Below are 24,406 nucleotides of genomic sequence, written 5' to 3' on the forward strand. Positions count from 1 at the left end.
TATGCGGCATGCCCCCTCGGTTGGGCAACCCCTTCCTACTAGCGAGCAACAAAAGGGTCCTTTCAAGGACCCCACCCACCAAGAAAAAGACCCGTCCCCTTTCGGGTGGTCACCGTCCGCGCGATCGGCGCGGCCAACAACAAGAGAAACATGTCAGAAATCATCAGCGTCCACGCATCATTGACCGCGACCGACAGCGCGAGCCCCGTCATCGCTGGACTTCTCCGGAACGTTCGCAGGCTTGAGGCTGCCGTCAAGTCCATCAACGGCATCTCAGCATCCAAGCTGTTTCCCGACAGTGTCTCAGCCGGCCTACAGAAGATCACCGACGATGCTCGCAAGGCTGCGTCGACCTATCGCACTGAATGGAAGTCGGCCTATGCAGACAGCCTGCGCGACGCGCGGGCATTCCACCGTGAGCTGGACCGCCTCGACAGGCAGACCTTCAATCGGCGGCAGGCTGAGCAGCGCGCCGTTGGTCGCGGTGCCAACTCCGGCGGTCGCGGCACGCTCCCCCGCGGTACGTCGCCAACCACCGCGCTCATAGCGGGCGGCATCACCGTCTCAGGCGTCGCATCTGCCTTTAAGAAACGGATGGCAACCAACATGGCCGAGACCAAGGCCCAAATCTTCGGTGGTCTGTCGTCGGCTGAGGTGAAGAAACTTCGCAGCGATTGGTCAGATCAGGTCTCAATCAGGTTCGGCGAGTCCGCTGCCGCAGTGCTCGAGAGCTTCACCGAGGCCTTGAAGGCGGGCTTCGACAACTCTGCGGCCAAGAGGATCACGGAAAATGCCTTGGAAGCGTCATCTGCACTTGAGATGAATGTGGCTGACCTTATGCGACTCTCTGGCAAGGTCGCAACCAGTCTGTATGGTGACGTTCGCAAGGCCGATCCGGCTCGCGTTGCTCGAATGATGAATTCGATTGCCGCTGCCGCTGCCGCGACCGCCGCAGACCCGAACGAAGTGGTAGAGGCGAATAAGCGGGCGCTATCCGCCTTGAGCACGACGAAGATCAAGGAAACCGACCTGTCTGCGTTCACGTCGGTCGGCATCTCGGCAGGCCTTCAGCCGAACAAGGCCGGCACGTTCCTTGGCTTCCTGACCTCCGAATTTGCGAATGCAGGCAACGCTCGCGGGCAGCGCGCGAAGGATCTAGATCAAGCTGCACGCATGATCGGGTTCGGCGGCCGGTCGCAGATGGCGCAGCGCATGGCGTCTGCACCGACTGAGTTCATGCTGAGCATGTTCGAAAAGATGCGGAACATGACCGAGCAGACTCGCGCGAAGTTTGCAAACTTGGCCGGCATGCGCGAGTGGCGCGATGAAATGGTCCAAATGGCAAAGGCCGGCGTTCAAATCCGGGAGACACTTAAGGAGATCGACGAAAAGAGTAACGCTGCGTCCGCGTTCTCAGCGACGAAATTGAACTCGCTTCAGAAGCGCTGGGACCGCATCAAGGCCATGTTCGGGCTCGCATGGGAGAAGTTCGGGAGCGGCTTCGAGCAGAGCTTCATCGAGGTATCCGACTGGTTCGATCGACATACCGGCATCTTCACCTCCAGCAGGATCGCGGAGAACTCCAGAGACCTTGTCGAGCGACTGAAGAAGGCGTTTGGCGTCGCCAACATGGGCGACGCACTCGACAAGATCGCCGCAAAACTGTCGTCCGTAGACGTGGACAAGATCATCGGCTTTGCATCGGGTTTCGTGAGTGGGCTCAAGTCAGTCTTCGATACCATCACGACCCTGCTGAAGGGCGTGGCCACCGCGATGGGCAAGGACGGCAACAGCGCTGAAGTCCTGGGGAGGCTGACCGGCCAGATTGTTGCCTTGTCCGTCGCGCTCGGAACACTCGCCCCGGTCATGGCCGTGTTCAGCGGCTTGGTCGGCATCATTGGCCGCATCGGTGGTCTTCTCGGTGGTCGAGCGTTGCTCGGTGCCGCCACCGGTAACCCCGTCGGAACGGCCGCCGCGCTCGCTTGGCTCTTGGCGGAGAACAACGACACCGGCATGCCGGACGCCTCCAAGAAACGGCCGGGAGAGACGACGAGCCAATGGCGGGAGCGGCAGCGCCAGCACAAGAAAGACCTGTACCACAAGCAGTCCGGCGACGGTTTCAACCCCGGGGACGTTCACCCGATGAGCTTCATCGGGAACAAGCTGGACAATCTCGGTGGGAAGATTGAACGGGCATCGTTCATGAGCAGTGACTTCAGTTCCCGCGGACGCACTTACGGCAGCGGCGGGAGCGGCAGCACGGCGATCGGCGCCAACATGAACCGGATCGTCAGCGGAGTCGGCACTCCCGATGCTCTGTGGAAGAATGTAACGCCGGGCGGCATCCTTCCGAATTTCGGCTTGGGGTCATCCGGCATCATCAAGCGCAGCAACATCCCCTCGTTCACCGGCGGAGGTGGCAGCGTCGACGATATGAGCCGGTCGACCTTCGATAAGAAGTTCGCCGGTACTCCTCTCGCAGGCAAGTACGATCAGATCGTCGCGGCAGCCAGAGCCAACGGCATCTCACCTGCGCTCCTAGCTGGAGTGATCGCACACGAAACCGGCAACGGCCATGTGCTGTCGGGAAACAACGTGGCGGGCCTGATGGATCCGGCAACCGGGATGGCAAAGAAGATGCAGTTCGCCAGTCTCGACGCAGGCATCAGCCGGGCGGGCCAAGTGGTCGCAAAAAACTACCGTCTGGCCGGTGGCAACCTCGATAGGATGGGGGCGCGCTATGCCCCTGTCGGTGCCGCGAACGATCCGCGTGGGCTGAACGGTGGATGGCCCGCAGGCGTTCGAAAGCAGATGAATGCGCTATCCAGCGGCGTCGACATCGCCGCCCCAGTAGCTGCTGGCGTTGAGCCTGGCCTGGCGGACAAGCTGGGCCTGCGCGGCAAGGCGAACTTCATGCATGGACAGTATGGGGGCGTCGGTCAAAACCTGACCACCATCGCCTTGGCCTCGGGGAAGAGGTTGACCGTCAACTCTGCCGCGGCCGAGTCCTTCAAGGGCTTCGTCGACGAGCTTGAAGCATCTGGCTACAAGATCAAGTCGATCGGTGGCTTCGATTTGCGGGGCAAGCGCAAAGGCGGAGGTTGGTCGCAGCATGCGTATGGCAATGCGATCGACATCAACCCTGGTAAGAACGCTCAGGACGGCACCGGCCGAACGGACATGCCAGCTAACGTCCGCGACATGGCGGCCAAGTACGGCCTGTCATGGGGGGGCGACTGGTCCAAAGCGTACAATGATCCGATGCACTTCGAGTGGAACGGGACTCAGCCTTGGAAAAATGTCCCGACGCCGACGGAAGCAGTCAAAAATGTTCCGGCTGCTCCGCGACCGGGCGTCCCGATGACGGGCGACTTCGGCGCCGGTAGCCGCGGCAGCGTCGCGATCCACATCAACGGCAACAGTCACGATCCGGAAGCACTCGCGACACTGGTCCAGCGCCGCGTCGACGAGTCCATGAACTGGCGCACCCACGATAGCGAGTCCGAGTACACCTAAAGAAGAGCCCGGCCTTGAGAGCCGGGCACTTCGTTTGCGCGACTGCAAAAATGCAACAGCCTTGTATGCAAATGCGGTCTTCTCCAGACTGCCAGTCTTGATCAGGCAAACGCTCGCAATTACGCGCCAAACTGAGGTCGAGTTCGAGACTACTCACGTTTCAAAGCGACAGAACTTTCTTACTCAACAAGCGCAAGATCTCGATTGAGAGTGCGCCCTCACGAAAAGCAACCATGTCCCGAGAGAACGAACCGTTCGACAACTCTATCAAAGGCGACGTCGGCAATGTCACCCCGACAACACCGCTCCGACTCGTGACTGCTGCGAGGCTCGCGTTTCCAGATGGATCGATGAAGGTAGCTGGGCTTCGCCGTGAGATCGCCCGCGGCCGGCTCGCCTACGAGATGATCGCCGGCAAGCAGTACACAACGCTCGCCGATATCGAGGAGATGAGAAAGCTATGCCGCGTCCGGGCAAAGGCCCCCGCCTCTACAGGCGTCCTGCGCGCAGCAAGGACGGCGTCACTGGCCGCGCCGCCTGGGTCGTTGTTGACCGCGGAAGGGAAGTCTCCACGGGAATTGCTGCAGGCGAAAATCGAGCGACTCCTCCAAAAGAAGCCGAAGAGTTCCTCGCGGAATACCTGACGAAAAAACACAAGGCTGATCGAAGGGTTCGAGACATCGAGAGCATCCATGTTGCGGATGTGCTGTGCACGTATCTTGAAGATCGTATCGATCTAGAAAAGCTGGAGGAGGAGTATGCCAAAGATGAGCGCGAGTTGCTCCAGTGCATCGGACGGCTGAACGACTATTGGGGGGCGAAGATGCTCTCCGAGGTCAACACAAACGCCGGCAAAGGATACGTCAAAGACCGAATTGGTAATGGCGGCGGCCGTGGGGGAGCGCGTCGCGACCTTGAGATACTTCGCGCAGCGGTCAATCACCATTCAAAGGAAAACCTTCACTATGGGGTTGTGAACGTGTGGTTGCCGGGACGTGGGGAGCCCCGGGATCGGTGGCTTACACGCAACGAGGCCGCCAGGATGATCTGGGCGGCTTATAACTACCGCGAGATTCAGACAATTCACGTGGGCCCCAACAAAGGCCAGAAGATCCGGACTGATCGCCGGCCTCTTCGGCACATCGCCCGTTTCCTGCTGATTGGCTGCTACACCGGCACGCGGGCGGGAGCGATTGCATCGGCCTCTAGACTGCGTGCTATGGGCAAGTCATACGTCGACCTTGAACATGGCCTTTTCTACCGCAAGCCAATTGGCAAGAAGGCGACGAAGAAGCGTCAAACGCCCGTCCAGCTTCCGCCGCGGCTACTCGCTCATCTACGACGCTGGGCCCGCCTAGGGATAGCCAAGGAGCACTTCGTCGAGTTCAACGGCAAACCGGTGCAGTCGGTCAAAAAAGGCTTCGCCAAGGTGGTGAACCTGGCGGGTATCGATCAGTCGACTGGCAAAGCCACGCCACACACGCTGCGACACACTGCGGCGACCTGGCTGATGCTAAACGGCACGAACCTTTGGCAGGCGGCGGGTTACCTCGGCATGAGTGTAGAGGTGTTGGAGCGCGTGTACGGCCATCACCATCCCCGTTACCAAGCGGAAGCGGCGGAAGGAATTACGCGAAAGCCAAAGAAGTGGACCTAGGGGACAAGACGCACTCGACCAGCGTCGCGTTTTGACATGTAGTTTCGGTCCGCGTTCCGCTTGTCCGTATCACGTCCCGCTTTTGTTCGCGTGGACTACGAGAGAACGCTACCAGCATATTGTCAGCAGGATTTCACCGGCGAGCAAAAGGCCGAGAGGTACATCGTCAACGCGAGCCAAGAAGCGCTGCGGATAGGTCGAGGAGATGACTGTTGAGACATGCGAACGACAATGAGAGGAATGCTCCTGCGCCACGCAGGGGAATGACGAAGGACGAGGCCGCTGACTATTGCGGATGCGCGACAACGGCCGCTTTCGACGTTTGGATCCGAAAAGGGATCGTCCCTGGTGCCATCCCTGGCACTAACCGGTGGGACCGTAAGGCAATCGATCTCGCATTGGACAGGGCCTCAAATATCGAGACCGAGGCTCGATCCGTTAGCCTTTTGGCTGAATGGAAGGCAAGTAAGGCTGCCAACCGTTGACACCGCCCGGGCGGCTGCCGCTACATAACCACCTTCTAATTTGAATGAGGATCGACAATGCGGGTCAATCTCGTGGGTCTATACTGGACCCAGGCGACCCTAAAAAGCGGTGAACGGGTCAAGTATTACTACGCTTGGAAGGGCGGTCCGCGCATTAAGGCACAATACGGAACTCAGGCTTTCCTCCGAGAGTTCAATGAGAAAATTGCAGCCCGCAAGCTCCCGCCCAAAGGCGTCGTGTTTTCTCTGATCGCAGAGTTCAAGGCCTCCACAGAGTTCAGGCAGCTCGCCGATAAGACCAAGAAGGATTACCTCCGCTACATCAAGTCGATCGAGGAAAAATTCGGGGACATGCCAATCGGCGCTCTCGAAGAACCCGGCGCCCGCGGCGAGTTCAAGGAGTGGCGCGACGGTATGGCCGATAATCCGCGGAAAGCGGACTATGCTTGGACCGTGCTCGCCCGAATCTTCTCTGTTGCAAAAGACCGCGGACGAATTAACACCAATCCTTGTGAGCGGGGCGGCCGACTTTATGAGAGCGGAGACCGCCTCGAGAAGGTTTGGGGCGAGAGCGCCATCCAGCAAATGATCGAATCGGCCTCCAGCCCGTTGGTGGATGCCATGATGCTCGCCCTTTGGACCGGTCAACGCGAAGGCGATCTGCTCAAGCTGAAGTGGTCGGACTACGACGGCAAATACATCCGTCTGATCCAATCCAAGACCATCCGTCACGGCAAGAGGAGTAAGGCAAAGCGCGTCACCATTCCGGTCAGCGGACCGCTCAAAACATACCTCGACGCCAGCAAGAGGCGGGGCATCTACATCCTGATGAATACCCGCGACCAACCTTGGACCGAAGACGGATTCCGTTCGTCCTGGGCCAAGGCGTTCGACAATGCCGGCATCAATGAGGATCTGACGTTTCATGATTTGCGTGGTTCGGCAGTGATCCGCTTGGCACTCGCGGGTTCGACAGTCCCCGAGATCGCAACGTTCACCGGTCATAGCCTAAAGGACGTCGAGAGCATTCTGGACAAGCACTATCTCGGACGGGACGTGAGGTTGGCTGAGAGCGCTGCGCGCAAGCTTGAGGCAATGTTCCAAGGCATCACACTGGGAAAATCCAGCGATCCATTGACGGAGAACGTCTGTTAACCACGCTTATCATCAGCGCAGGCGGAATGGGCGCCGCCGTACTTGCGTCGCGGAACCTGCTGCTTTCGGATTATTGACTGAGGTGAAAGTACGCCGTTTAGGTCTACCGCCGTAGATCGTTCACGGAACGCAAATGACAAAGATTACGAAAAGCCGTCTCCACCTGCTCTTAGAGATGGAGAGGATCATCGGCGGGGAGTGCTACAACGCAAAAACACAAAACTGGGGGCCCAACGGAGTGTTTGAAGGAGAAGGCCGCCACTTCCCATATCCGATTACATTCATCGACTCGGACGGCAACAAAATAAAGAGAAAGAATGTAGATAGCTCGCTGTCGGCGGAGGTAGCAGTCACCGGATACTATGCGTTCGGAGCGAACCAGCTACTGATAATGCGGGCCTTGGACAAAGTTATCAGGCATTTGGAAGACAACCACGGTCTAAGCATCAGCTAACGTGGTGTCGCGATGAACTTCGCATCCTTAGCAGAATGCATCCAAACCCTGCGTAAGCCATATCCCTATCTAAGCGGAATGCTCCGAAATATGGTTGCATGCAAAAGGGAACATGGTGCCGTGTTTGTTCGGATTGGGGTAACGGGGAAAGGCATCGAGCCCAATTATTTGGTGACGTCGAATCGGTCTTATCCGGACGGATTTCCGGAAGGGCGCCCGAAGTTCATGGTCGCATACAGTGGCCGAACTCATGAACCATTCGATTGGGAAGACATCGACTTGAACCCTCTGAGTTGGAGCGACGAGCTGTTGGACGGGTCGCAGGCGCTTGCGCTCTTCAAAGAGGTGAATGGACGGACTCGTTGAGCGTCCATAGCCTGCCCTGAACACGCGCTCCTCCATTCCGCACTAGGAGACGTTGCTCCTCGCTCATTTAGCGCCGGCACAGGGCCCGTTGGCGATTGCTCATAGGCTGGGTTCGATCACTCAGCAGAACGTTTGTCGCACAAGAGCGTCTAAATGGCGTCAAAACGCGTCTAAACGTTCTCACTCTGTGCTTTCTGTGTGAGACGCTAGATGCTTGATTTTGCGAGAGTTATAATGGTGGGCGCACCAGGGCTCGAACCTGGGACCCGCTGATTAAGAGTCAGCTGCTCTACCAACTGAGCTATGCGCCCGAAAGGCGGTCAAAGCCTTGCGAGGCCGGTCGTTTAGCAAAGCGATCCGGGTCTGGCAAGCGATCGGACGCAAGTTTTCCAAGGTCTCGTCGCTAGCTCCGGAAATGCGAAAAGCCGCTGGATTCCAGCGGCTTCGCCAGGGTTCACGGCGCGAGAGCCGGTCCGTTCAGAGCCGGCCCTCCCGGTCCCGGTCGGGACCGCGGTCACGGTCGAAGCGGTCATGATGGAAATGGTCCACGCCCCGTTCCATCATGCGGTCCATGCGGTCCATGAAGTGGTGGTGGCGCGGGCCGTCCTCGCCGCCGCCGAACGGGCCGCGGTGCCGGGTCAGCACGGCGAGGCGCCGTTTCTGGCCCTCGTCGAGGGTCTTGTAGAGCGGATCGGCGGCATCGGCGATCTTCTTCAAGGCGGCGGAGCTGGCCCCCATGTCCTCGGCGCGCTGGCGCAGGCGGGCGATCGGATCCTCCGGTCTATCGGCATCCCTCGACGCGTCGCCGGGTGCGGCATTCATCCGCGCATTGGCACGGTCGATGCGCAGCTTGGCGAACTCCCGCACGGCCGCCTCGACCGGCGGCCACAGCTTCTCCTGTTCGGGGTTGAGCCTCAAGCCGGCATGGACGGCGGCAATCCGCGCATCGACGAAGGCGGCGCGGTCCTCGGGGTTCATGCGGATGTGGCGGACGTGCTCCATCCACGGGCGATGAAATTGGGCATAGACCGCGCCCGAGCCGGCGATGCTGAGCACGGCGATGGCGGCAATGGTGAATTTCTTCATCTTGGCCTCCTCCGGAAGGATGCCCGCGAGGATGAGCGCGAGCAGGCTGTCGCGCAACTTACAACTTGGACAGGAAGCGCGCTCTGTTAGAAATGTACCGCCGTGAATGCCCGTTCAGATGCAAACTGAAACGATTTGCAACAAAAAAGGGCTTCCGTGCGGTGCGCGGAAGCCCTCCCTGGCCGCCGGTGGCGGTCAGTTCGTCGTGCTTTTGGCTTCCTTCACGAACTCGTCGATCAGCGCCTGGCCGACGCGGCCGGCGGCATCCTTGTAGACCGGCTCCATCGCCTTGCGCATCGCCTCGTCCTGCTCGGCCGTGAGCTTGATGATCTCGCTCTTGCCGCTCTTCTTGATCTCGGCCAGCGCGTCGTCGTTCTCCTTCTGCGACTGCGCGTTGCTGAAATCGGTCGCTTCCTTCATCGCCTTCGACAGCTGGCCACGGATGTCGGCCGGGAGATCGTCCCAGAACTTCTTGTTCACGATCACGACGTAGCCGATGTAGCCGTGATTGGTCTCGGTGATGTATTTCTGCACCTCGTGCATCTTCTGGGTATAGATGTTCGACCAGGTGTTCTCCTGGCCGTCGACCACGCCGGTCTGCAGCGCCTGGTACACTTCCGAGAATGCCATCACCTGCGGCAGCGAGCCGAGCGCCTTGAACTGGGCCTGGATCACGCGCGAGGATTGGATGCGGAATTTGACGCCCTGGTAGTCCGCGGGCGTGATCAGCTTCTTGTTCGCGCTCATCTGCTTGAAGCCGTTGTCCCAATAGGCAAGGCCGGTGATGCCCTTGGCATCCAGCAGCTTGAGCAGCTTGGTGCCGAGCGGCCCTTCCGTCACCTTTCGCAGCGTCTTCAGGTCCGGAAGGATGTAGGGCAGATCGAACACCTCGAACTCGCGGATGCCGAGCGGCCCGAACTTGGAGTTGGACGGCGCCAGCATCTGCACGCTGCCGAGCTGCAGCGCCTCGAGCTCTTCCTTGTCCTTGTAGAGCGTCGAGTTCGGATAGACCTCGACCTTGACCTTGCCGCCGGTGTACTTCTCGGCGAGCTCCTTGAACTTCTCCGCGCCCTTGCCCTTCGGCGTGTCGGTGGCGACGACGTGGCTGAATTTGATGATGATCGGTGATTGGGCCAGTGCCGGCCCGCTCAAGCCAAGTGCCAGAGCCGCGATGGACGCAGCGATCGCCAAGGTGCGCATAATTTCTCCCTGTTGTTTGTTTGGGCCGCCCGGCGGTGCCGGGTAGCCAATCTTATGCCGGCTGCATCAATAGCGGCTCGCCTGCACGCTCGCTATTGGCCCTTAGCAGGGCAGCCATTCATGGTGCACGCCGCGCGCACCGCTGCGCCCCCTCTCCCGCTTGCGGGAGAGGTGCAACAACTCGCAGCTTCGTTCGTCAGCTCGCCGCGGCCGTCGTCACCGTGTCGCGCTGGCGCTTCATGACGATCTTGTTGAGCGCGCCGAGATAGGCCTTGGCCGAAGCCACCAGCGTATCCGGATCCGCCGCGCGCGCCGTCATCGAGCGGCCGTCCTGCGCCAGCCGCACCGACACTTCCGCCTGCGCGTCGGTGCCTTCGGTGACGGCGTGGACCTGGTACAGCTCGAGCTTGGCCTCGTGCGGCACCAGGCGCTTGATGCAGTTGAACACGGCATCGACCGGGCCGTTGCCCTCGGCTTCCTCGATCTTGATCTGGCCGTCGACGTCGAGCTTCATGGTCGCGCGCTGCGGGCCATGGGTGCCGGCGATCACGGTCAGCGAGGTCAGCTTGATGCGGTCGTGCGAGGCCGCCATCTCCTCGTCGACCAGCGCCTCGATGTCCTCGTCGTAAATGTCCTTCTTGCGGTCGGCGAGCGCCTTCATCCGCGTGAACGCATCCTCCAGCTGGTTCGGACCGAGCTTGTAGCCCATCTCCTCCAGCTTGTGCACGAAGGCGTGGCGGCCGGAATGCTTGCCGAGCACCAGCGATGACTGCTTCAGGCCGACCATCTCGGGGCGCATGATCTCGTACGTCGAAGCGTCCTTCAGCACGCCGTCCTGGTGAATGCCGCTCTCATGCGCGAAGGCGTTCCGGCCGACGATCGCCTTGTTGTACTGGACGGGAAACGAGGTCGCCGCCGACACCAGCTTCGAGGCGCGGGTCAGCTGCGTCGTGTCGATCTTGTTCCAGTAAGGGAATTTGTCGTTGCGCACGTTGATCGCCATCACGATCTCTTCGAGCGCGGCGTTGCCGGCGCGCTCGCCGATGCCGTTGATGGTGCACTCGACCTGGCGCGCGCCGCCGGTGATGCCGGCCAGCGAATTGGCCACCGCCATGCCGAGATCGTTATGGCAGTGCACGGAGAACACCGCCTTGTCCGAGTTCGGCACGCGCTCGATCAGCGTCCTCATGAAATGGGTGTATTCCTCCGGCACCGTATAGCCGACGGTGTCGGGGATGTTCACCGTGGTGGCGCCGGCCTTGATCACGGCTTCGACGATGCGGCAGAGAAAATCCATCTCGCTGCGGGTGCCGTCCTCGGCCGACCATTCGACGTCGTCGATCTGGTTGCGGGCTCGCGCGACCATGGCGACCGAGGTCTCGATCACCTGCTCCGGGGTCTTGTTCAGCTTCACCCGCATGTGCAGCGGTGAGGTCGCGATCACGGTATGAACGCGGCCGCGTTTTGCAAATTTCACCGCCTCGGCGCAGCGGTCGATGTCGGCGGGATGGGCGCGCGACAGGCCGGCGATGACCGAATTCTTGGAGCGGCGGGCGATCTCGCTGACGGCCTGGAAGTCGCCTTCCGAGGTGATGGGGAAGCCGGCCTCGATGACGTCGACGCCCATATCATCCAGAAGCTCGGCGACCTCGAGCTTCTCCTCGAAGGTCATGGTGGCGCCGGGGCACTGCTCGCCGTCGCGCAGCGTGGTGTCGAAAATGATGACGCGGTCCTTCTCGGACTTGTTCACGGTGGCCATTCCTAGATTTCCTTTTGAGCGTTTGCGCCGTTCATTCCTTGGCGCTTGAGGTGTCCGGTGATCTCGACCAACCCCTGAGCGCCCAGGCGCATGGCGCCCAGCCGGCCCTCAGGGGCAAGTAAGAAGAAGGCCGCCAATAAGGAGGAGGGTGGGCAGCGACGCGGCCGGGATCGTGGCGGCGGCCTGAGCCACCTCCCCCGAAATCCCCTCGATATGGCCGCGAATCAGCATTGCCGGACCCGTTTGAGCCTCAAATCCTCGGTCAAAACCGTTGACGGTTGGTTGCCGGGAGGCTCGATGCACCCGTTTCTAGACGAGAAATGGCCGCAACTGCAACGCCAAAAGATGGTCAACATACGTGACCTAATAGCTCGACGTGGATTTCGCTTCCGCTCCATCCAGGCTGCAAGATTTGCGAGGGAGAGCCTAGGCGGTGCCAGTGCGGCGGGCGCGCGCCCTACTCTCCCAGCGGTTCAGCATCTGGCCGAGCTCGCCTGTCGCCACCGGCGCAGCAGTGCCGGCCTTCACGATCTCGTTGGTGTTGGCTGGCGCGTGGGCCGCGAGCCAGTCCGGCTCCGTGTACTCGCGCCAGCGGCGTGCCTCCGCCCGCCTTTTTCGCGAGACGTGGTCCCGCGTGAAATAGCCAGCCGCAAATGCGAACGAGACAAGGACAACCAGGACGACGGCTTGCACAATGAGCTCCAGCTTTATCCCCTTAGCGCCCTGCACTCCAAACGCACTCGAAGGTGACGAAATTGCGACCTGCGATCACTCAGCGGTTTCAAGTCAACCCCTCGCAACCGGACGCGGACCGGACTAACCTCCGCCTCGCTTGGCCGGATCAACCGGCCGGCCGAACATAACCGGGAGGATACGATGACACGCCAGGAGGCTCCTGAGCAGGAGCAGCGTGCGCAGAATGCTGCGCTTTCACGACGAACGCTTGTCGGGGGACTGGCGCTCGGCGCCGCGGCCACGCTGGCGGGCCCCGCGCTGGCCCAGACCGGGCCTGCCGCACCGCCGACGACGATCACGACGCCGCCGCGCGATTTCGGCCCTGGTGGCGCGCCGACGACCTATTTCTGGGACCCCGACATCATCGCGGTCGATCCGTCCTTCAACGACCTCGCCCAGCCCAACACCGCGATCAAGCGTCTCTATACGGGCCTGCTCTGGGCCGAAGGTCCGGCGTGGAGCGCGCAGGGCCGCTATCTCCTATGGAGCGACATTCCCAACAACCGGCAGATGCGCTGGACCGAGGATGACGGCCGCGTCAGCGTTTTCCGGTCGCCCTCCAACAACTCCAACGGCAACTCCTTCGACTTCCAGGGCCGCCAGCTCTCGTGCGAGCACCTGACGCGGCGGGTGACGCGCTACGAGCATGACGGTACCGCCACGGTGCTCGCCGAGTCCTATCAGGGCAAGAAGCTGAACTCGCCGAACGACATCGCCGCGCATCCCGACGGCAGCTATTGGTTCACCGATCCGCCCTATGGCGGCCAGCTCTACGAAGGCGAGCCCGACGTCGCGGGCGGCCCGAGCAATGCGGGCGGCAAGCTCAATCCGCGGATCGGCCAGCCGGCCGGCTTCGTGCCGGGCAAGCGCGAGCTGCCGACCAATTGCTACCGCATCGATCCCTCCGGCCGCATCGACCTCGTCGTCACCGAGGACCAGGTGCCCGACCCGAACGGGCTCTGCTTCTCGCCGGACTACAAGAAGCTCTACATCGCCTCGACCGGCAAAGGGCCGGGCGACACCGGCGCTGGCGGCAAGGGCGAGATCTTCGTGTTCGACGTCGGCACGGACAACAAGCTGTCGAACCTGAAGAGGTTCAGCGATTGCGTGATCGACGGCGTGAAATGCGGACCGGACGGTCTGCGCTGCGACGTCAACGGCAATCTCTGGGCCTCCAGCAATGCCGGACGCGCCGTGGGTTATAGCGGCGTGACGGTGTGGTCACCGGAGGGCAAGCTGCTCGGGCGCATCCGCCTGCCGGAAGTGTGCGGTAACGTCTGCTTCGGTGGCCCCAAGCGCAACCGCCTGTTCATGGCCGCGAGCCAATCGCTCTACGCCGTGTACACGGCGACGCAAGGCGCCGGGCCGGGCTGAGCGGCGCCCCTCCACGAGCGAGCGCGCCGGCGTGAAGCGCCGGCGCGGAGTCTTTGCGTTTTGTGACGATACCGCGACACGCCGACCGTCGCTTTCCGACCGTCGAGCAAATCTCCGCCATCATAGCAACGAAGATAGGTCGCGCAGCAGAACCGTGGCGCGGCGTGAAAGCATGACGCTATCTCCAGCCGGCCTCGGGCATGAAGTGGGAGTTGCGCAATGCGCCGCATGCCAAACGATACCATGATCGTCAGCGTTGGAAGCCAGGAACTCGTGACCGAGTTCGGAGACCCCGGACTTCAAATCGACGGCCATGGCGGAAATGACATCATGATCGCGACGGTCGATGACGGGCCCAGCAGCCTGCTGTTCGTCGGTGACGAGGCGATGCTGGAGGGCCGATCGCATGGCGGCAACGACCTTCTCGTCGCGACCGTCCAGGGTCGCCTGACCTATTCATACCTTGACGGGGACGCGCAGATCATGTCCGGCCAGGCCCATGGCGGCAACGACGTGCTGCATGTCGAGGCCGCGCGCGCGACCTTTGCGAACGTCTACCTCTCGGGGGACGCCGAAATCGCCATGACAGGCGAAGCCAAGGGCGGCAACGACCTCATCACCGCAGAGATGGGCGACCGATCGTATGGTGCGTTCAGCGGCGATTCCGGATCGCTCATGAGCGACAACGCCCGAGGCGGCAACGACGTCATCAGCGTGGTCCAGGCCGGCCTCTCTGGAAACGTGTCGATGTCCGGTGATGCCTTGATATCCATGATCGGCAATGCGCGCGGCGGTAGTGACATGCTGATCTATACGATCGGGGCCGACGCGCGGTCCGGCGGCGCATCGCTTTTCGGCGATGGCGGCTACATGAGCGACAATGCCCGCGGCGGAGACGACGTCCTGATCGCAAGGGTCGACGGCAACCCCGATTCGACTTCCATCACCCTCGTCGGCGATGGCTCGCTGATGTCCGGCAACGCACAGGGGGGCAGCGATATCCTCTACGGGAGCGACCGCGGCGACCGGTTGTATGGCGATGCAAGCATCTACACCCCCGCCGTGGGCGGCTCGATCGCGGGCGGCCGGGACATCCTCAACGGCGGCGGCGGCAACGATCAGATCTGGGGCGGACCGAACAACGACCTGTTCGTCTTCAACGCGGCTTCAGGCCAGGACGTGATCAACGATTTCGATCAGGGCAACAAGGCTGGAGGCAGCACCGCAGCCGAGCACGACGTCATCGACGTGCACCGTTACGGCTTGGCAGGATGGAGCGCGTTGAAGGGCCTGATCGGCAACGACGGCTCCGGCAACGCCGTGATCCACCTGACGACCGATGACACGATCACGCTGAACGGAATCCACGCCGCCGATCTCAAGGCCACGGATTTCATCATCTGACGCGCGGTGAGACCGCCGGCCTCGCATCGCTCCCGCCGCGATCCTCGCGGCGGGCCTTTCTCTTCGTCCAGACCGCTAGCGCCACGCTGGCATGGGAGGACCTATCCTGCGATCTTGCCGTTACCCCTGTTTGGGTGAGAGGCGCGAGATGGACGATCGACCAAAGCAGACCAAGAGCCTGACGCAGGATGACGGGTTCGTCCGGGTCCGGGGTGCGCGCGAGCACAACCTTAGGAATGTCGACGTCCGCATTCCGCGCAACGTCCTCGTCGTGTTCACGGGCGTGTCGGGCTCCGGGAAATCCTCGCTCGCCTTCGGCACGATCTATGCCGAGGCGCAGCGGCGCTATCTGGAATCGGTGTCGCCCTATGCGCGGCGCCTGTTCCACCAGATGCAGATCCCCGAGGTCGACGACATCGAAGGCCTGCCGCCGGCGGTGGCGCTGCAGCAGCAGCGCGGGGCGCCGACGACGCGGTCCTCGGTCGGCAGCGTCAGCACCATCTCGAACCTGCTCCGGATGCTCTATTCCCGCGCCGGCGACTATCCGCGCGGCCAAGCGATGCTCTATGCGGAGGCGTTCTCGCCCAACACGCCGGAGGGCGCCTGCCCGACCTGCCACGGCATCGGCCGGATGCTCGACGTCACCGAGAAGTCCATGGTACCCGACGACACCAAGACGATCCGCGAGCGCGCTGTCGCGGCTTGGCCGAGTGCCTGGCAGGGCCAGAACCTCCGGGACATCCTGACGACGCTGGGCTACGACGTGGACAAGCCCTGGCGCGAATTGCCCAAGAAGGACCGCGACTGGATCCTGTTCACCGAGGAGCAGCCGACCGTTCCTGTCTATGCCGGCTACGATGCCGCCGAGGTCAAGCGGGCGCTACGCCGCAAGGAGGAACCGAGCTATCAGGGCACCTTCACCGGCGCCAAGCGCTACGTGATGCAGACCTACGCCAAGTCCGAGAGCGCGATGATGAAGCGCCGCGTCGCGCAATTCATGATCACGCGGGACTGCCCGACCTGCCACGGCACAAGGCTGAAGCCCGAGGCGCTCAAGGTGAGGTTCGCAGGATTCAACATCGCCGAGATGTCGCACCTGCCGCTCAAGCAGTTGCACGAGGTGATCAAGCCATTTGCGAGAGCTTCGTGGGACAAATCGGAGAAGACCGTTGTTGCCAGGCGCATCTGCGAGGATCTGTCGGCGCGCCTCGCCGTCCTGCTCGATCTCGGCCTCGGCTATCTCGCCTGCGAACGCAGCACGCCGACGCTGTCACCGGGCGAATTGCAGCGGCTGCGTCTGGCGACGCAAGTCCGCTCCAACCTGTTCGGCGTCGTCTATGTGCTCGACGAGCCGTCGGCCGGCCTGCATCCCGCCGACACTGAGGCGCTGCGGCACGCACTGGACAGGCTGAAAGGTGCCGGCAACTCCATCTTCGTGGTCGAGCATGAGATAGAAGTGATCAAGCACGCGGACTGGCTGGTGGATGTCGGCCCGGACGCCGGCGACGGCGGCGGGCTCATTCTCTACAGCGGGCCCCCGGCGGGGCTCAGCGCGATCGCGCAATCGCGGACCGCGCATTATCTCGCGCATCCCCGCAAGAAGCTGCCGACGGTCCGCCGCGAGCCGGAAGGAGATCTGAAGCTCAGGGGCGTGACCCGCAACAATCTGCGCGGCCTCGACGTCGACATTCCGCTCGGAATCATCGCCAGCATCACCGGTGTGTCGGGCTCCGGCAAATCCAGCCTGATCAGCCAATTCCTCGTCGAGACCGTGGCCGCGCATCTCGGCCATTCGCTTGCCACCGACGCCGACGACGACAGCCTGGCGCCGACCGTCGAGACGCTGGGCGGCAAGATCGTAGCCGGCCTCGACCACGTCAACCGCCTCGTCGTCGTCGACCAGAAGCCGATCGGCCGCACGCCGCGCTCCAACCTTGCGACCTATACCGGCCTGTTCGATCACGTGCGAAAACTGTTCGCGGCGACGCCGCAGGCAAAGTCGCGCCGCTACGACGCCGGCCGCTTCTCCTTCAACGTCGCCAAGGGCCGCTGTGCGACCTGCGAGGGCGAGGGCTTCGTCTGCGTCGAGTTGTTGTTCCTGCCCAGCGTCTACGCGCCCTGCCCGACCTGCAAGGGTGCGCGCTACAACGACAAGACGCTGGAGGTGAAGATCAACGGCAAATCCATCGCGGACGTGCTGGCGATGCGCGTCGACGAGGCCTTCGAGTTCTTCGAGCGCGATTCCACGCTGAACCGGTCGCTGTCGGTCGTGCGCGAGGTCGGGCTCGGCTATATCCGCCTCGGCCAGTCCGCGACCGAGCTGTCGGGCGGCGAAGCCCAACGCATCAAGCTCGCGACCGAGCTGATGCGTCCGCAACGCGGCCACACGCTCTATGTCCTGGACGAGCCGACCACCGGCCTTCACCCGCGCGACGTCGAGCGCCTGATCGCGCAGCTCGAACGCATCGTGGACGGCGGCAACAGCGTGATCGTGGTCGAGCATGACATGGACGTCGTGGCGCACAGCGACTGGATCATCGATCTCGGACCTGGCGCCGGTGACGAAGGCGGCCGTGTCGTCGCATCGGGGACGCCCGAGCAGGTCGCCAAGGCCGGCGGGAAGACCGCGCCTTATCTGGCGCGGCGCCTGGCGCAATAGCGCGCGCAGCGATCGTCGGCATGGTCCCCTCGCGGTCATTTCGCAATTGCGTTCCACGCCGTCGAAGACGGACCCCGACTTTCGCGATGTTGACTTTCCACCGTCCCGCTCCCCATACTTCGCGAACAACAACAAGATCGAACGACGGTTTTGAGGGAGGATAGGATGCCGACTTCACGCAGGCAGCTGCTGAAGACCTCGGCGGCTGCCGCCGCCGCACTCAGCCTCGATTGGACACGCGCCCAGGCACAAGCCGAGAATTTACGCATCGGCCTGATCTACGACCTCACCGGCCCCTTCGCCGCCGGCGGCTCGGTCGCCTCGTCGATCGGGGCGCAGATCGCCATCGATCTCGTCAACGAGAAGGGCGGTGTCGGCGGCAAATACAAGGTTGCTCCGGTCGCCGCGGATTCGCAGAGCAAGCCCGACGTTGCGATCAACGAGGCCGAACGCCTGATCAGCCAGGAGAAGATCGACATCCTCAACGGCGTCTATGCGAGCTCGCATGCGGTGCCGCTCGCGGCCAAGGTCGAGCAGCAGAAGAAGATCCTCTGGATCACGACCGCGGTCTCGACCGCCGTGTTCAAGGACAAGAACCTGCAATACGTGTTTCGCGCGCAGATCCATTCGGATCAATACGGCCAAGCCTTTGCAAGCTTCCTCACCGAGCATGCCAAAGCCAAGCTCGGCATGGACCCGAAGGAGGTCAAGGTCGCGTTGATCCACGAGGACGGCCCCTATGGCGTCGGCGTTGCTTCTGCCGACGAGACTTACGCCAAGGAGGCTGGCATCCAGGTCGTGCTGCGCGAGGGCTATTCGGCCTCTGCGCCCGACCTGTCGGTGCTCGTCACCAAGATCAAGCGCGCCAAGGCCGATGTGATCTCGCATGCGGGCTACAACCCCGACATCACCCTGTTCCTGCGCCAGGCGCGCGAGAGTGGATTGCGCTTCAAGATGCTGTTCGGAGCCGGCGCCGGCTACAGCCAGCTCGACAAGCTGCGCGCCACTTTCGGCGCCGACATCGACAATTTCTGCAACATCGACCCGGTGCCGGCGCAGCTGCTCGATCCCGCCAAGCTCGCGCCCGGAATGGGCGATCTGATCAAGACCATGGTCAGTCGCTACCAGGCCAAGACCGGCGCCACCGACGTGCCGCCACACTGCTCGATGGGCTTCAACCAGACCTGGGTGCTGCTCAACCACGTGCTGCCGGTCGCCAAGGAGAAGTACGGCAGCTTCGAGCCCGAGGCGATCCGGAAAGCGGCGCTCGACGTCGACATCCCCGCCGGCGGCACGATCCAGGGCTATGGCGTGAAATTCTTCCCGCCGGGCACGCCGCTCTCCGGCCAGAACGAACGCTCGACGCCGGTCGTGATGCAGAACGCCGGCGAGCACATCTCCGTGGTGTGGCCGACCAACATTCGTACGCAGGACCCGGTATTCCCGCTGCCGAAGGGCTCGACCTACGGGGCGTGAGGGGGCGGCACGGGCGGGGTACACCCTCCCCTGGAGGGGGAGGGTCGCTTCACGTCGAGCGAAGCGAGAGGTGAGGCGGGGTGGGGTGATCTCTCCACATGCACACTGCCCGATTGGAGAGATCACCCCACCCCGCTCGCGCTACGCGCGATCGACCCTCCCCCTCCAGGGGAGGGTAAGAGAGCAGCCCCCCTACAACACCACCCGTCTCCCCTCCTCCGCCGCCCAATACCCGGCGTAGTTCACCTTGATCGTCTCATAGGCTAGCGCGAGATCCGACAGCGGCTGGCGTCCGGTCGCGGCGCACTCCATGAAGTCCTGGATCTCCTGCAAATAGCCGCGCGTCCATTCCTCCTCGAGGCAGACATATTGCCAGCCGGTTTTGCGGTCGACCTTCTCGGTGATGTAGACGCTCGCGAGCTTCTCCTCGCTGGTCTGGTAGCTCATCAGATGATTGTTCGGCGTGATGTTGGCGAACAGGGAGCCGCCGCTCGTATAGGTCTCGATCAGATTGCGCACGCCGCCCATGATCATGTCGCCGGAGAACACGGTGGCCTTGGTGCCGTCGGAGAAGGTTGCGGTGAGCGTACCCCAATCCTCGACGTCGACGGGATTGGCCTTGATGTAGCTGCGTTCCTCCGGCTTCAAGCCGGCGGTGACGTTGCCGACATCGCCGGTGACGCTGGCGACACGGATGCGCTCGCCGCGCGCCTTGGCTTCGACCTGCTTCAGATACAGCACGGCCGAGAGCGGATGGCAGCCCATGCGGATCAGCGAGCCGCCGCCCGTCATCGCCCATTGCGCAGCATGCGCGGCGTGCGAGCCGGAATGGCTCTCCTCGCCCTTCATGAACAGGATCTTGTCCTTGGTCGCCTTGATGATCTCGGCGGTCTTGGTCACGGCCGGCGCGTAGATCCAGTCCTCGGCATACATGAAGAGCTTGTCCGTGCGCTCGATCGCGGCGCGCGTCCTGTCCATCTCCTCGATCACGCGCTCATACATCAGCGCCTTCGGCACGTGCTTGCCGATCGGCTGCTGATCGCCTTCGCGGCCGAAATAGCCGGCGAACGGCTTTTCGCAGATGACATGCTTGCCGGCCTGCATGGCGGCGACGATCATCTCGGCATGAAGATTGGGCGGGGTGCAGATATCGACGACATCGAGATCGCGGTCTGCGATCAGCTCGGCGAAGCTGCGGTAAACACGCGGGATATTGTGATGGCGGGCGAACGCGACAACCTTGTCGCCGCGGGCAGCGACCGCCGCGACCTCGACGTCAACGCCATAGACGCGCCGGAACGCATACATGTGCAGCTCCGACACGAAGCCGCAGCCGACGAGTCCCACCCTGATCCTGGCCATAGCGCCCCCTTTGCAATGGGCGGCACTATAGCGCGCCTGGAGGCCTAATCCACCGAGACGCGCACCACGCCGGCGCTCATCATGCCGAGCGCGCGGGCGGCGGGCACCGAGAGATCGACGATGCGGCCGCGGATGAACGGGCCACGATCATTGACGCGGCACTGGATCGTGCGTCCGCTGTAGGACACCCTGAGCACGGTGCCGAACGGGCGCGTGCGATGGGCGCAGGTCAGCTCGCCGCCTTTGCCGGCTTTTGCGTATCCGTAGTAAGAAGCAAGCCCGCTTTCAGCGTGGGCAACAGAAAAGGCAAAAAGCAAAAAGCTGGCCAGAGCTACCAATAGCGTCGTCTGCGCTTGCACGGCACCCTCCCGGTTCCCTGCCCGGCCCTGCAAACGTCGCTTTGTTCCTCAAAGTTCCAGGAGCATTGCCGGGCGATGCCCGGCAATGCCATCACACTTTGTTACTGCCGGTGGAACACCAGCGTGCGGACCTCGATGCTTTCGCGGGGCGCCGCATCGGCCGGCGTGGTCGGATCGAGGAACGCGGTGTGCGGCCCGAAGCGGGTGCGGCCGTCGGTTGCGGAATCGTAGCACTTCAGCAGCAGCACCTCGTCCGGCGTCATCTCAGGGAAATAGAACCAGCGGTGGTTCGGATTGTATTTCACCGAGTAGGTCTCGCCGCGGCGGTTGGGATAGATCAGGTCGGAAGCGACGAGGTCTTCCGGCGCCACCGTCGTGCCGTCGGCCATGGCGAGCGGTGAATCGCGCAAGGGGCCGCGGATCGGCCGCCACAGATTGATCACCTGCACGCGGCCCTTCAACAGTTCCTCGGCCTCGTCGGGCAGATGCTCGCGCACGCGGTTGGCACCGGAGATTGCGGTCTGGTCGACATGGACGCGCGTGGCCGGCTGGCGCGGCCCGCCGCCGCGAATATCAGGCGCGCCTTCGACACGCTTGCGCACGGTGTGGTCGAAGATGAAGACGCGGTCGGCCTTCAGCGTCGCGCGCAGGAACGCTTCGACCGCTGGATAGTAAACGCTGCGGATGTCCTCGTCGTTGTAAAAATCCTTCACCTGCGTCGGGTGACGCACCAGCGCAAAGCCCTCGCGGTCCAGCGAGAAATTCTGCGCGATCAGCCGCGCATCGAAGATCGGGACCTGGTGCGGCTCCGGCAGCGAGGTGCTTTTCGGCTCACCCGGCGGCGGATCGAACGCGTAAGTGCGCGGCTTGCCGTCGATTGGCGCGAGATAGTTGAGTTCGGCAGTGACGAAGGGAAGCGATTCGATTTTTGTTTCTTGCAGGCCCATGGCCGGTCTCCCGATGTGGTCGTCGGATTGATTTTTGCGGGAGTGCACCGTGCCGCAAGAGGTGTGATGCAAATAGCAATGGGAGTGTTGTCGGGCGGAGAGAATGCAGAAGGAATATTTCGAAGAAGGCGATTGCGCTGGAAACCATCGCCTCTCCTCACGAGTCCTTGAGGTGCTCGTGAGAGCGTTTCTCCTTCTCCCCTTGTGGGAGAAGGTGGCGCGAAGCGCCGGATGAGGGGTATCTACCCGTGAACTCGACTGTGAGAGGTGAGCACGCGGAGGGAGACCCCTCACCCGTCTCGCCGCTACGCGGCGAGCCACCCTCTCCCACAAGGGGAGAGGGGGAAGAAGCGGCGTTGCCACCGAGAAAAAGGGCTACAACCCCGCTTTCGCGATCGCGCCCGCAAACGAGCGATCGACGATCTCCGCGGCATCGAGCTTCTGCTTGATCAGTCCCCAGCGGAAATACAGGTCGATCGTGCTCTGCTCGTCCGCGATCACGCCGTCGTCGATCGGCGCGATGCGGATCTTGGCGCGCGACAGCCAGTTCTGCGGCACGGTGGTCGGGATGTTCATCAGCCTGCCCCAGGTCGCAGCATAGCTGTCGACATTGTTCAGCGACCACGCCCGCGCCGCGGTGAGGCGACGGATGAAGTCGGTCAGCTCGGCGCGCTTGTCCCTGATAGCGTCGGGCCGCGCCACCTGGAAGCTCAGGCCCGGTGTCAGGCCTTCGGAGGTGATGATGCGGCGCGACTTGAACAGCACCTCCTCCTGGCTGACATAGGGCTCCCAGGTCGACCACGCATCGACCGATCCTTGGGTGTAGGCGATCTTGGCGTCCGACGGTGCCAGGAACGCGATCTGCACGTCGCTCGCGCTCCAGCCATTCTTCTCCAGCGCGGCGAGGATCAGCTGATGGCCGATCGAGCCGCGGCCGGTCGCGATCTTCTTAGCCCGGAGATCGGCAAAGCTCTTGATCGGCGAATTCTCGGGCACGAGGATCGCGAGCCCCTCGCGCGTCTGCCGGATGGCTGCGATCGCCTTCACCGGTGCGCCCGAGGCGGCGGCGAAGGTGAAGGGCGCATCGCCAACGAGACCGGTCTCGATCGCGCCGGCGCTGAGCGCCTCCAGCAGTGGAGCTGCCGCCGGAAACTCCTTCCACTCGATCTTGTAGGGGACGTCCTTGAGCACGCCGGCCGCTTCCATCACGGCCTGCGCATTGCCCTTCTGGTCCCCGACGCGCAAGGTGGTTTGCGCGGCTGCAACTTCAAGCGAAGCGAACAGCAGCGCGCCGGCCAGCATGAGGCGGATCATTCCGCCGCCTCGCCGCGAATGGCCTGGCGCTTGGCAACCAGCTCGCGCGTCAGCGGGATCAACTCGCGGCCGTATTCGATGGCATCGATCAGCGGATCGAAGCCGCGGATCAGGAAATGGCTGATGCCGAGATCATAATAATCACCGAAGACCTCCGCCACCTGCTGGGGGGTGCCGACCAGCGCGGTGGTGTTGCTGTTGGCGCCGGTGAGCTTTGCGATCTCGGTCCAGAGCCGCTTGTCGATCCGGCTGCCCTGGTCGGCCAGCGCGAGCAGGCGCCGGGCGCCGGCGGTGGCATGGCCGTCGGCGGGCTTGCGATACCCCGTCTTGTCCTGCAGCGCAGTGGCGCGCGCCAAAATTTCCTCCGCCTTCTCCCAGGCTTGCTTTTCGGTCGGGGCGATGATCGGCCGCACCGACAGGCTGAAGCGCGGCGTCGGCCGCCCCTGCCGCACCGCCGCGTTATGGACGCGCGAGGTCACATCGCGCACCTGTGCGTAGGATTCGCCCCACAGCGCAAAGGTGTCGGCGTGCTTACCGGCGACGTCGATCGCCGCGTCCGAGGCGCCGCCGAAATAGACGCGGATGCCTTCGGGGCGATACGCCTTCACCTGCGAGAAGGCGTTCTCGACCTGGTAGTACTTGCCCTTGTAGCTGAACGGCTTGTCGCTGGTCCATTCCAGCTTGAGCACATCGAGGAACTCGGAGGTGCGGGCGTAGCGCTCGTCCTTGTCGTCGAGGGTGTTGCCGTCCTGCCGCAGCTCGGTGGCGTTGCCGCCGGTGATGACATGGAGCGCGACGCGACCGCGGGAAAACTGGTCGAGCACTGCGAACTGCCGCGCCAGCAGCGTCGGCGCGGTGAAGCCGGGCCGCTGCGCGATCAGCACGTTGAGGCGCTCAGTGTGGCTCAGCACGTGCTGGGCGACTTGAAGCGCGTCGGGCGACGTCGAATGAAACGCCAGCAGCGCCCGGTCAAAGCCGGCATTCTCATGCGCCTTCGCCACCGTCTCGATGTGGGTCGGATTGAGCACCGGCCCTTCCCGGACGATGGTCTCGGATGAATTGTTGTTGCTGATAAAGCCGATGAACTCGATCGACATG

17 protein-coding genes and 1 tRNA gene are annotated in these 24,406 nt (G+C 62.8%); 8 read left to right on the plus strand and 10 right to left on the minus strand.

Translation table 11 applies throughout. The annotated features are described in order from the left end of the window. Window positions 1-150: 150 nt before the first annotated feature. The 4 genes from AB7M16_RS10145 (at window position 151) to AB7M16_RS10160 (ending at window position 7,267) form a co-directional block, all read left to right on the plus strand. Window positions 151-3,516 (plus strand): M15 family metallopeptidase, encoded by a 3,366-nt coding sequence (locus AB7M16_RS10145; protein WP_453943816.1) that lies wholly within the window; start codon window positions 151-153, stop codon window positions 3,514-3,516. Window positions 3,517-3,976: 460 nt separating this feature from the next. Then, entirely contained in the window at window positions 3,977-5,173 is a 1,197-nt protein-coding gene (locus tag AB7M16_RS10150) for a site-specific integrase (RefSeq protein ID WP_453943817.1), read from the plus strand. Window positions 5,174-5,715: 542 nt separating this feature from the next. Continuing rightward, the gene (locus AB7M16_RS10155; protein ID WP_453943818.1) at window positions 5,716-6,813 is read left to right on the plus strand and encodes a tyrosine-type recombinase/integrase; all 1,098 of its coding nucleotides are present in this window, start codon (window positions 5,716-5,718) and stop codon (window positions 6,811-6,813) included. A gap of 133 nt (window positions 6,814-6,946) precedes the next feature. Beyond that, window positions 6,947-7,267 (plus strand): hypothetical protein, encoded by a 321-nt coding sequence (locus tag AB7M16_RS10160; protein ID WP_453943819.1) that lies wholly within the window; start codon window positions 6,947-6,949, stop codon window positions 7,265-7,267. A gap of 601 nt (window positions 7,268-7,868) precedes the next feature. Here AB7M16_RS10160 and AB7M16_RS10165 read toward each other — a convergent pair. The 5 genes from AB7M16_RS10165 to AB7M16_RS10185 all read right to left on the minus strand — a co-directional run bounded on the left by AB7M16_RS10165 (window position 7,869) and on the right by AB7M16_RS10185 (window position 12,374). Further along, window positions 7,869-7,944 (minus strand) — tRNA-Lys (locus AB7M16_RS10165). Window positions 7,945-8,110: 166 nt separating this feature from the next. Beyond that, a complete protein-coding gene (locus AB7M16_RS10170; protein WP_212258412.1) occupies window positions 8,111-8,719 on the minus strand; it encodes a Spy/CpxP family protein refolding chaperone in 609 nt (202 codons plus the stop codon). A 195-nt stretch (window positions 8,720-8,914) separates the two neighbouring features. Beyond that, entirely contained in the window at window positions 8,915-9,919 is a 1,005-nt protein-coding gene (locus AB7M16_RS10175; protein WP_172787382.1) for a TRAP transporter substrate-binding protein, read from the minus strand. 196 nt (window positions 9,920-10,115) lie between these two features. Next, a complete protein-coding gene (locus AB7M16_RS10180) occupies window positions 10,116-11,678 on the minus strand; it encodes a 2-isopropylmalate synthase (RefSeq protein WP_212258301.1) in 1,563 nt (520 codons plus the stop codon). Between the two features lie 426 nt (window positions 11,679-12,104). Beyond that, window positions 12,105-12,374 (minus strand): hypothetical protein, encoded by a 270-nt coding sequence (locus AB7M16_RS10185; RefSeq protein WP_172787527.1) that lies wholly within the window; start codon window positions 12,372-12,374, stop codon window positions 12,105-12,107. A gap of 180 nt (window positions 12,375-12,554) precedes the next feature. On the opposite strand from AB7M16_RS10185, the gene AB7M16_RS10190 reads away from it, so the two are divergent. The 4 genes from AB7M16_RS10190 (at window position 12,555) to AB7M16_RS10205 (ending at window position 19,326) form a co-directional block, all read left to right on the plus strand. Beyond that, window positions 12,555-13,787: an SMP-30/gluconolactonase/LRE family protein gene (locus AB7M16_RS10190; protein WP_172787384.1), complete on the plus strand. Its 1,233-nt coding sequence runs from the start codon at window positions 12,555-12,557 to the stop codon at window positions 13,785-13,787. A gap of 330 nt (window positions 13,788-14,117) precedes the next feature. Beyond that, window positions 14,118-15,191, plus strand: coding sequence for a calcium-binding protein (locus AB7M16_RS10195; protein ID WP_453943820.1), 1,074 nt, complete (start codon window positions 14,118-14,120; stop codon window positions 15,189-15,191). A 148-nt stretch (window positions 15,192-15,339) separates the two neighbouring features. Further along, on the plus strand, window positions 15,340-17,850 hold the full coding sequence (uvrA, locus tag AB7M16_RS10200) for an excinuclease ABC subunit UvrA (RefSeq protein ID WP_453943821.1): 2,511 nt from the start codon (window positions 15,340-15,342) through the stop codon (window positions 17,848-17,850). Between the two features lie 165 nt (window positions 17,851-18,015). Next, window positions 18,016-19,326 carry an ABC transporter substrate-binding protein gene (locus tag AB7M16_RS10205; RefSeq protein WP_172787386.1) on the plus strand — a complete coding sequence of 437 codons (1,311 nt, stop codon included), beginning with the start codon at window positions 18,016-18,018 and terminating at the stop codon, window positions 19,324-19,326. A 192-nt stretch (window positions 19,327-19,518) separates the two neighbouring features. On the opposite strand, the gene AB7M16_RS10210 is transcribed toward AB7M16_RS10205, so the two are convergent. The 5 genes from AB7M16_RS10210 to AB7M16_RS10230 form a co-directional block, all read right to left on the minus strand. Next, complete coding sequence (locus AB7M16_RS10210; protein WP_453943822.1) at window positions 19,519-20,688, minus strand: Gfo/Idh/MocA family protein; 1,170 nt, start codon at window positions 20,686-20,688, stop codon at window positions 19,519-19,521. A gap of 44 nt (window positions 20,689-20,732) precedes the next feature. Then, entirely contained in the window at window positions 20,733-21,047 is a 315-nt protein-coding gene (locus AB7M16_RS10215; protein WP_172787388.1) for a septal ring lytic transglycosylase RlpA family protein, read from the minus strand. Between the two features lie 101 nt (window positions 21,048-21,148). Next, window positions 21,149-21,994 carry a CmcJ/NvfI family oxidoreductase gene (locus AB7M16_RS10220; protein ID WP_453943823.1) on the minus strand — a complete coding sequence of 282 codons (846 nt, stop codon included), beginning with the start codon at window positions 21,992-21,994 and terminating at the stop codon, window positions 21,149-21,151. A gap of 375 nt (window positions 21,995-22,369) precedes the next feature. Further along, the gene (locus AB7M16_RS10225) at window positions 22,370-23,308 is read right to left on the minus strand and encodes an ABC transporter substrate-binding protein (RefSeq protein ID WP_453943824.1); all 939 of its coding nucleotides are present in this window, start codon (window positions 23,306-23,308) and stop codon (window positions 22,370-22,372) included. Continuing rightward, the gene (locus tag AB7M16_RS10230; RefSeq protein WP_453943825.1) at window positions 23,305-24,405 is read right to left on the minus strand and encodes an LLM class flavin-dependent oxidoreductase; all 1,101 of its coding nucleotides are present in this window, start codon (window positions 24,403-24,405) and stop codon (window positions 23,305-23,307) included. Before AB7M16_RS10230 ends, AB7M16_RS10225 begins: the two co-directional genes overlap by 4 nt. Between the last annotated feature and the right edge of the window lies 1 nt (window position 24,406).

This window comes from Bradyrhizobium sp. USDA 372 (assembly GCF_053629095.1).

Excerpts from the sequence above, each read along its gene's own strand:
- AB7M16_RS10145 (WP_453943816.1), top strand. The coding sequence starts at position 151 with ATGTCAGAAATCATCAGCGTCCACGCATCATTGACCGCGACCGACAGC.
- AB7M16_RS10150 (WP_453943817.1), top strand. The coding sequence starts at position 3,977 with ATGCCGCGTCCGGGCAAAGGCCCCCGCCTCTACAGGCGTCCTGCGCGC.
- AB7M16_RS10155 (WP_453943818.1), top strand. The coding sequence starts at position 5,716 with ATGCGGGTCAATCTCGTGGGTCTATACTGGACCCAGGCGACCCTAAAA.
- AB7M16_RS10160 (WP_453943819.1), top strand. The coding sequence starts at position 6,947 with ATGACAAAGATTACGAAAAGCCGTCTCCACCTGCTCTTAGAGATGGAG.
- AB7M16_RS10170 (WP_212258412.1), bottom strand. The coding sequence starts at position 8,719 with ATGAAGAAATTCACCATTGCCGCCATCGCCGTGCTCAGCATCGCCGGC.
- AB7M16_RS10175 (WP_172787382.1), bottom strand. The coding sequence starts at position 9,919 with ATGCGCACCTTGGCGATCGCTGCGTCCATCGCGGCTCTGGCACTTGGC.
- AB7M16_RS10180 (WP_212258301.1), bottom strand. The coding sequence starts at position 11,678 with ATGGCCACCGTGAACAAGTCCGAGAAGGACCGCGTCATCATTTTCGAC.
- AB7M16_RS10190 (WP_172787384.1), top strand. The coding sequence starts at position 12,555 with ATGACACGCCAGGAGGCTCCTGAGCAGGAGCAGCGTGCGCAGAATGCT.
- AB7M16_RS10195 (WP_453943820.1), top strand. The coding sequence starts at position 14,118 with ATGATCGCGACGGTCGATGACGGGCCCAGCAGCCTGCTGTTCGTCGGT.
- uvrA (WP_453943821.1), top strand. The coding sequence starts at position 15,340 with ATGGACGATCGACCAAAGCAGACCAAGAGCCTGACGCAGGATGACGGG.
- AB7M16_RS10205 (WP_172787386.1), top strand. The coding sequence starts at position 18,016 with ATGCCGACTTCACGCAGGCAGCTGCTGAAGACCTCGGCGGCTGCCGCC.
- AB7M16_RS10210 (WP_453943822.1), bottom strand. The coding sequence starts at position 20,688 with ATGGCCAGGATCAGGGTGGGACTCGTCGGCTGCGGCTTCGTGTCGGAG.
- AB7M16_RS10220 (WP_453943823.1), bottom strand. The coding sequence starts at position 21,994 with ATGGGCCTGCAAGAAACAAAAATCGAATCGCTTCCCTTCGTCACTGCC.
- AB7M16_RS10225 (WP_453943824.1), bottom strand. The coding sequence starts at position 23,308 with ATGATCCGCCTCATGCTGGCCGGCGCGCTGCTGTTCGCTTCGCTTGAA.
- AB7M16_RS10230 (WP_453943825.1), bottom strand. The coding sequence starts at position 24,405 with ATGTCGATCGAGTTCATCGGCTTTATCAGCAACAACAATTCATCCGAG.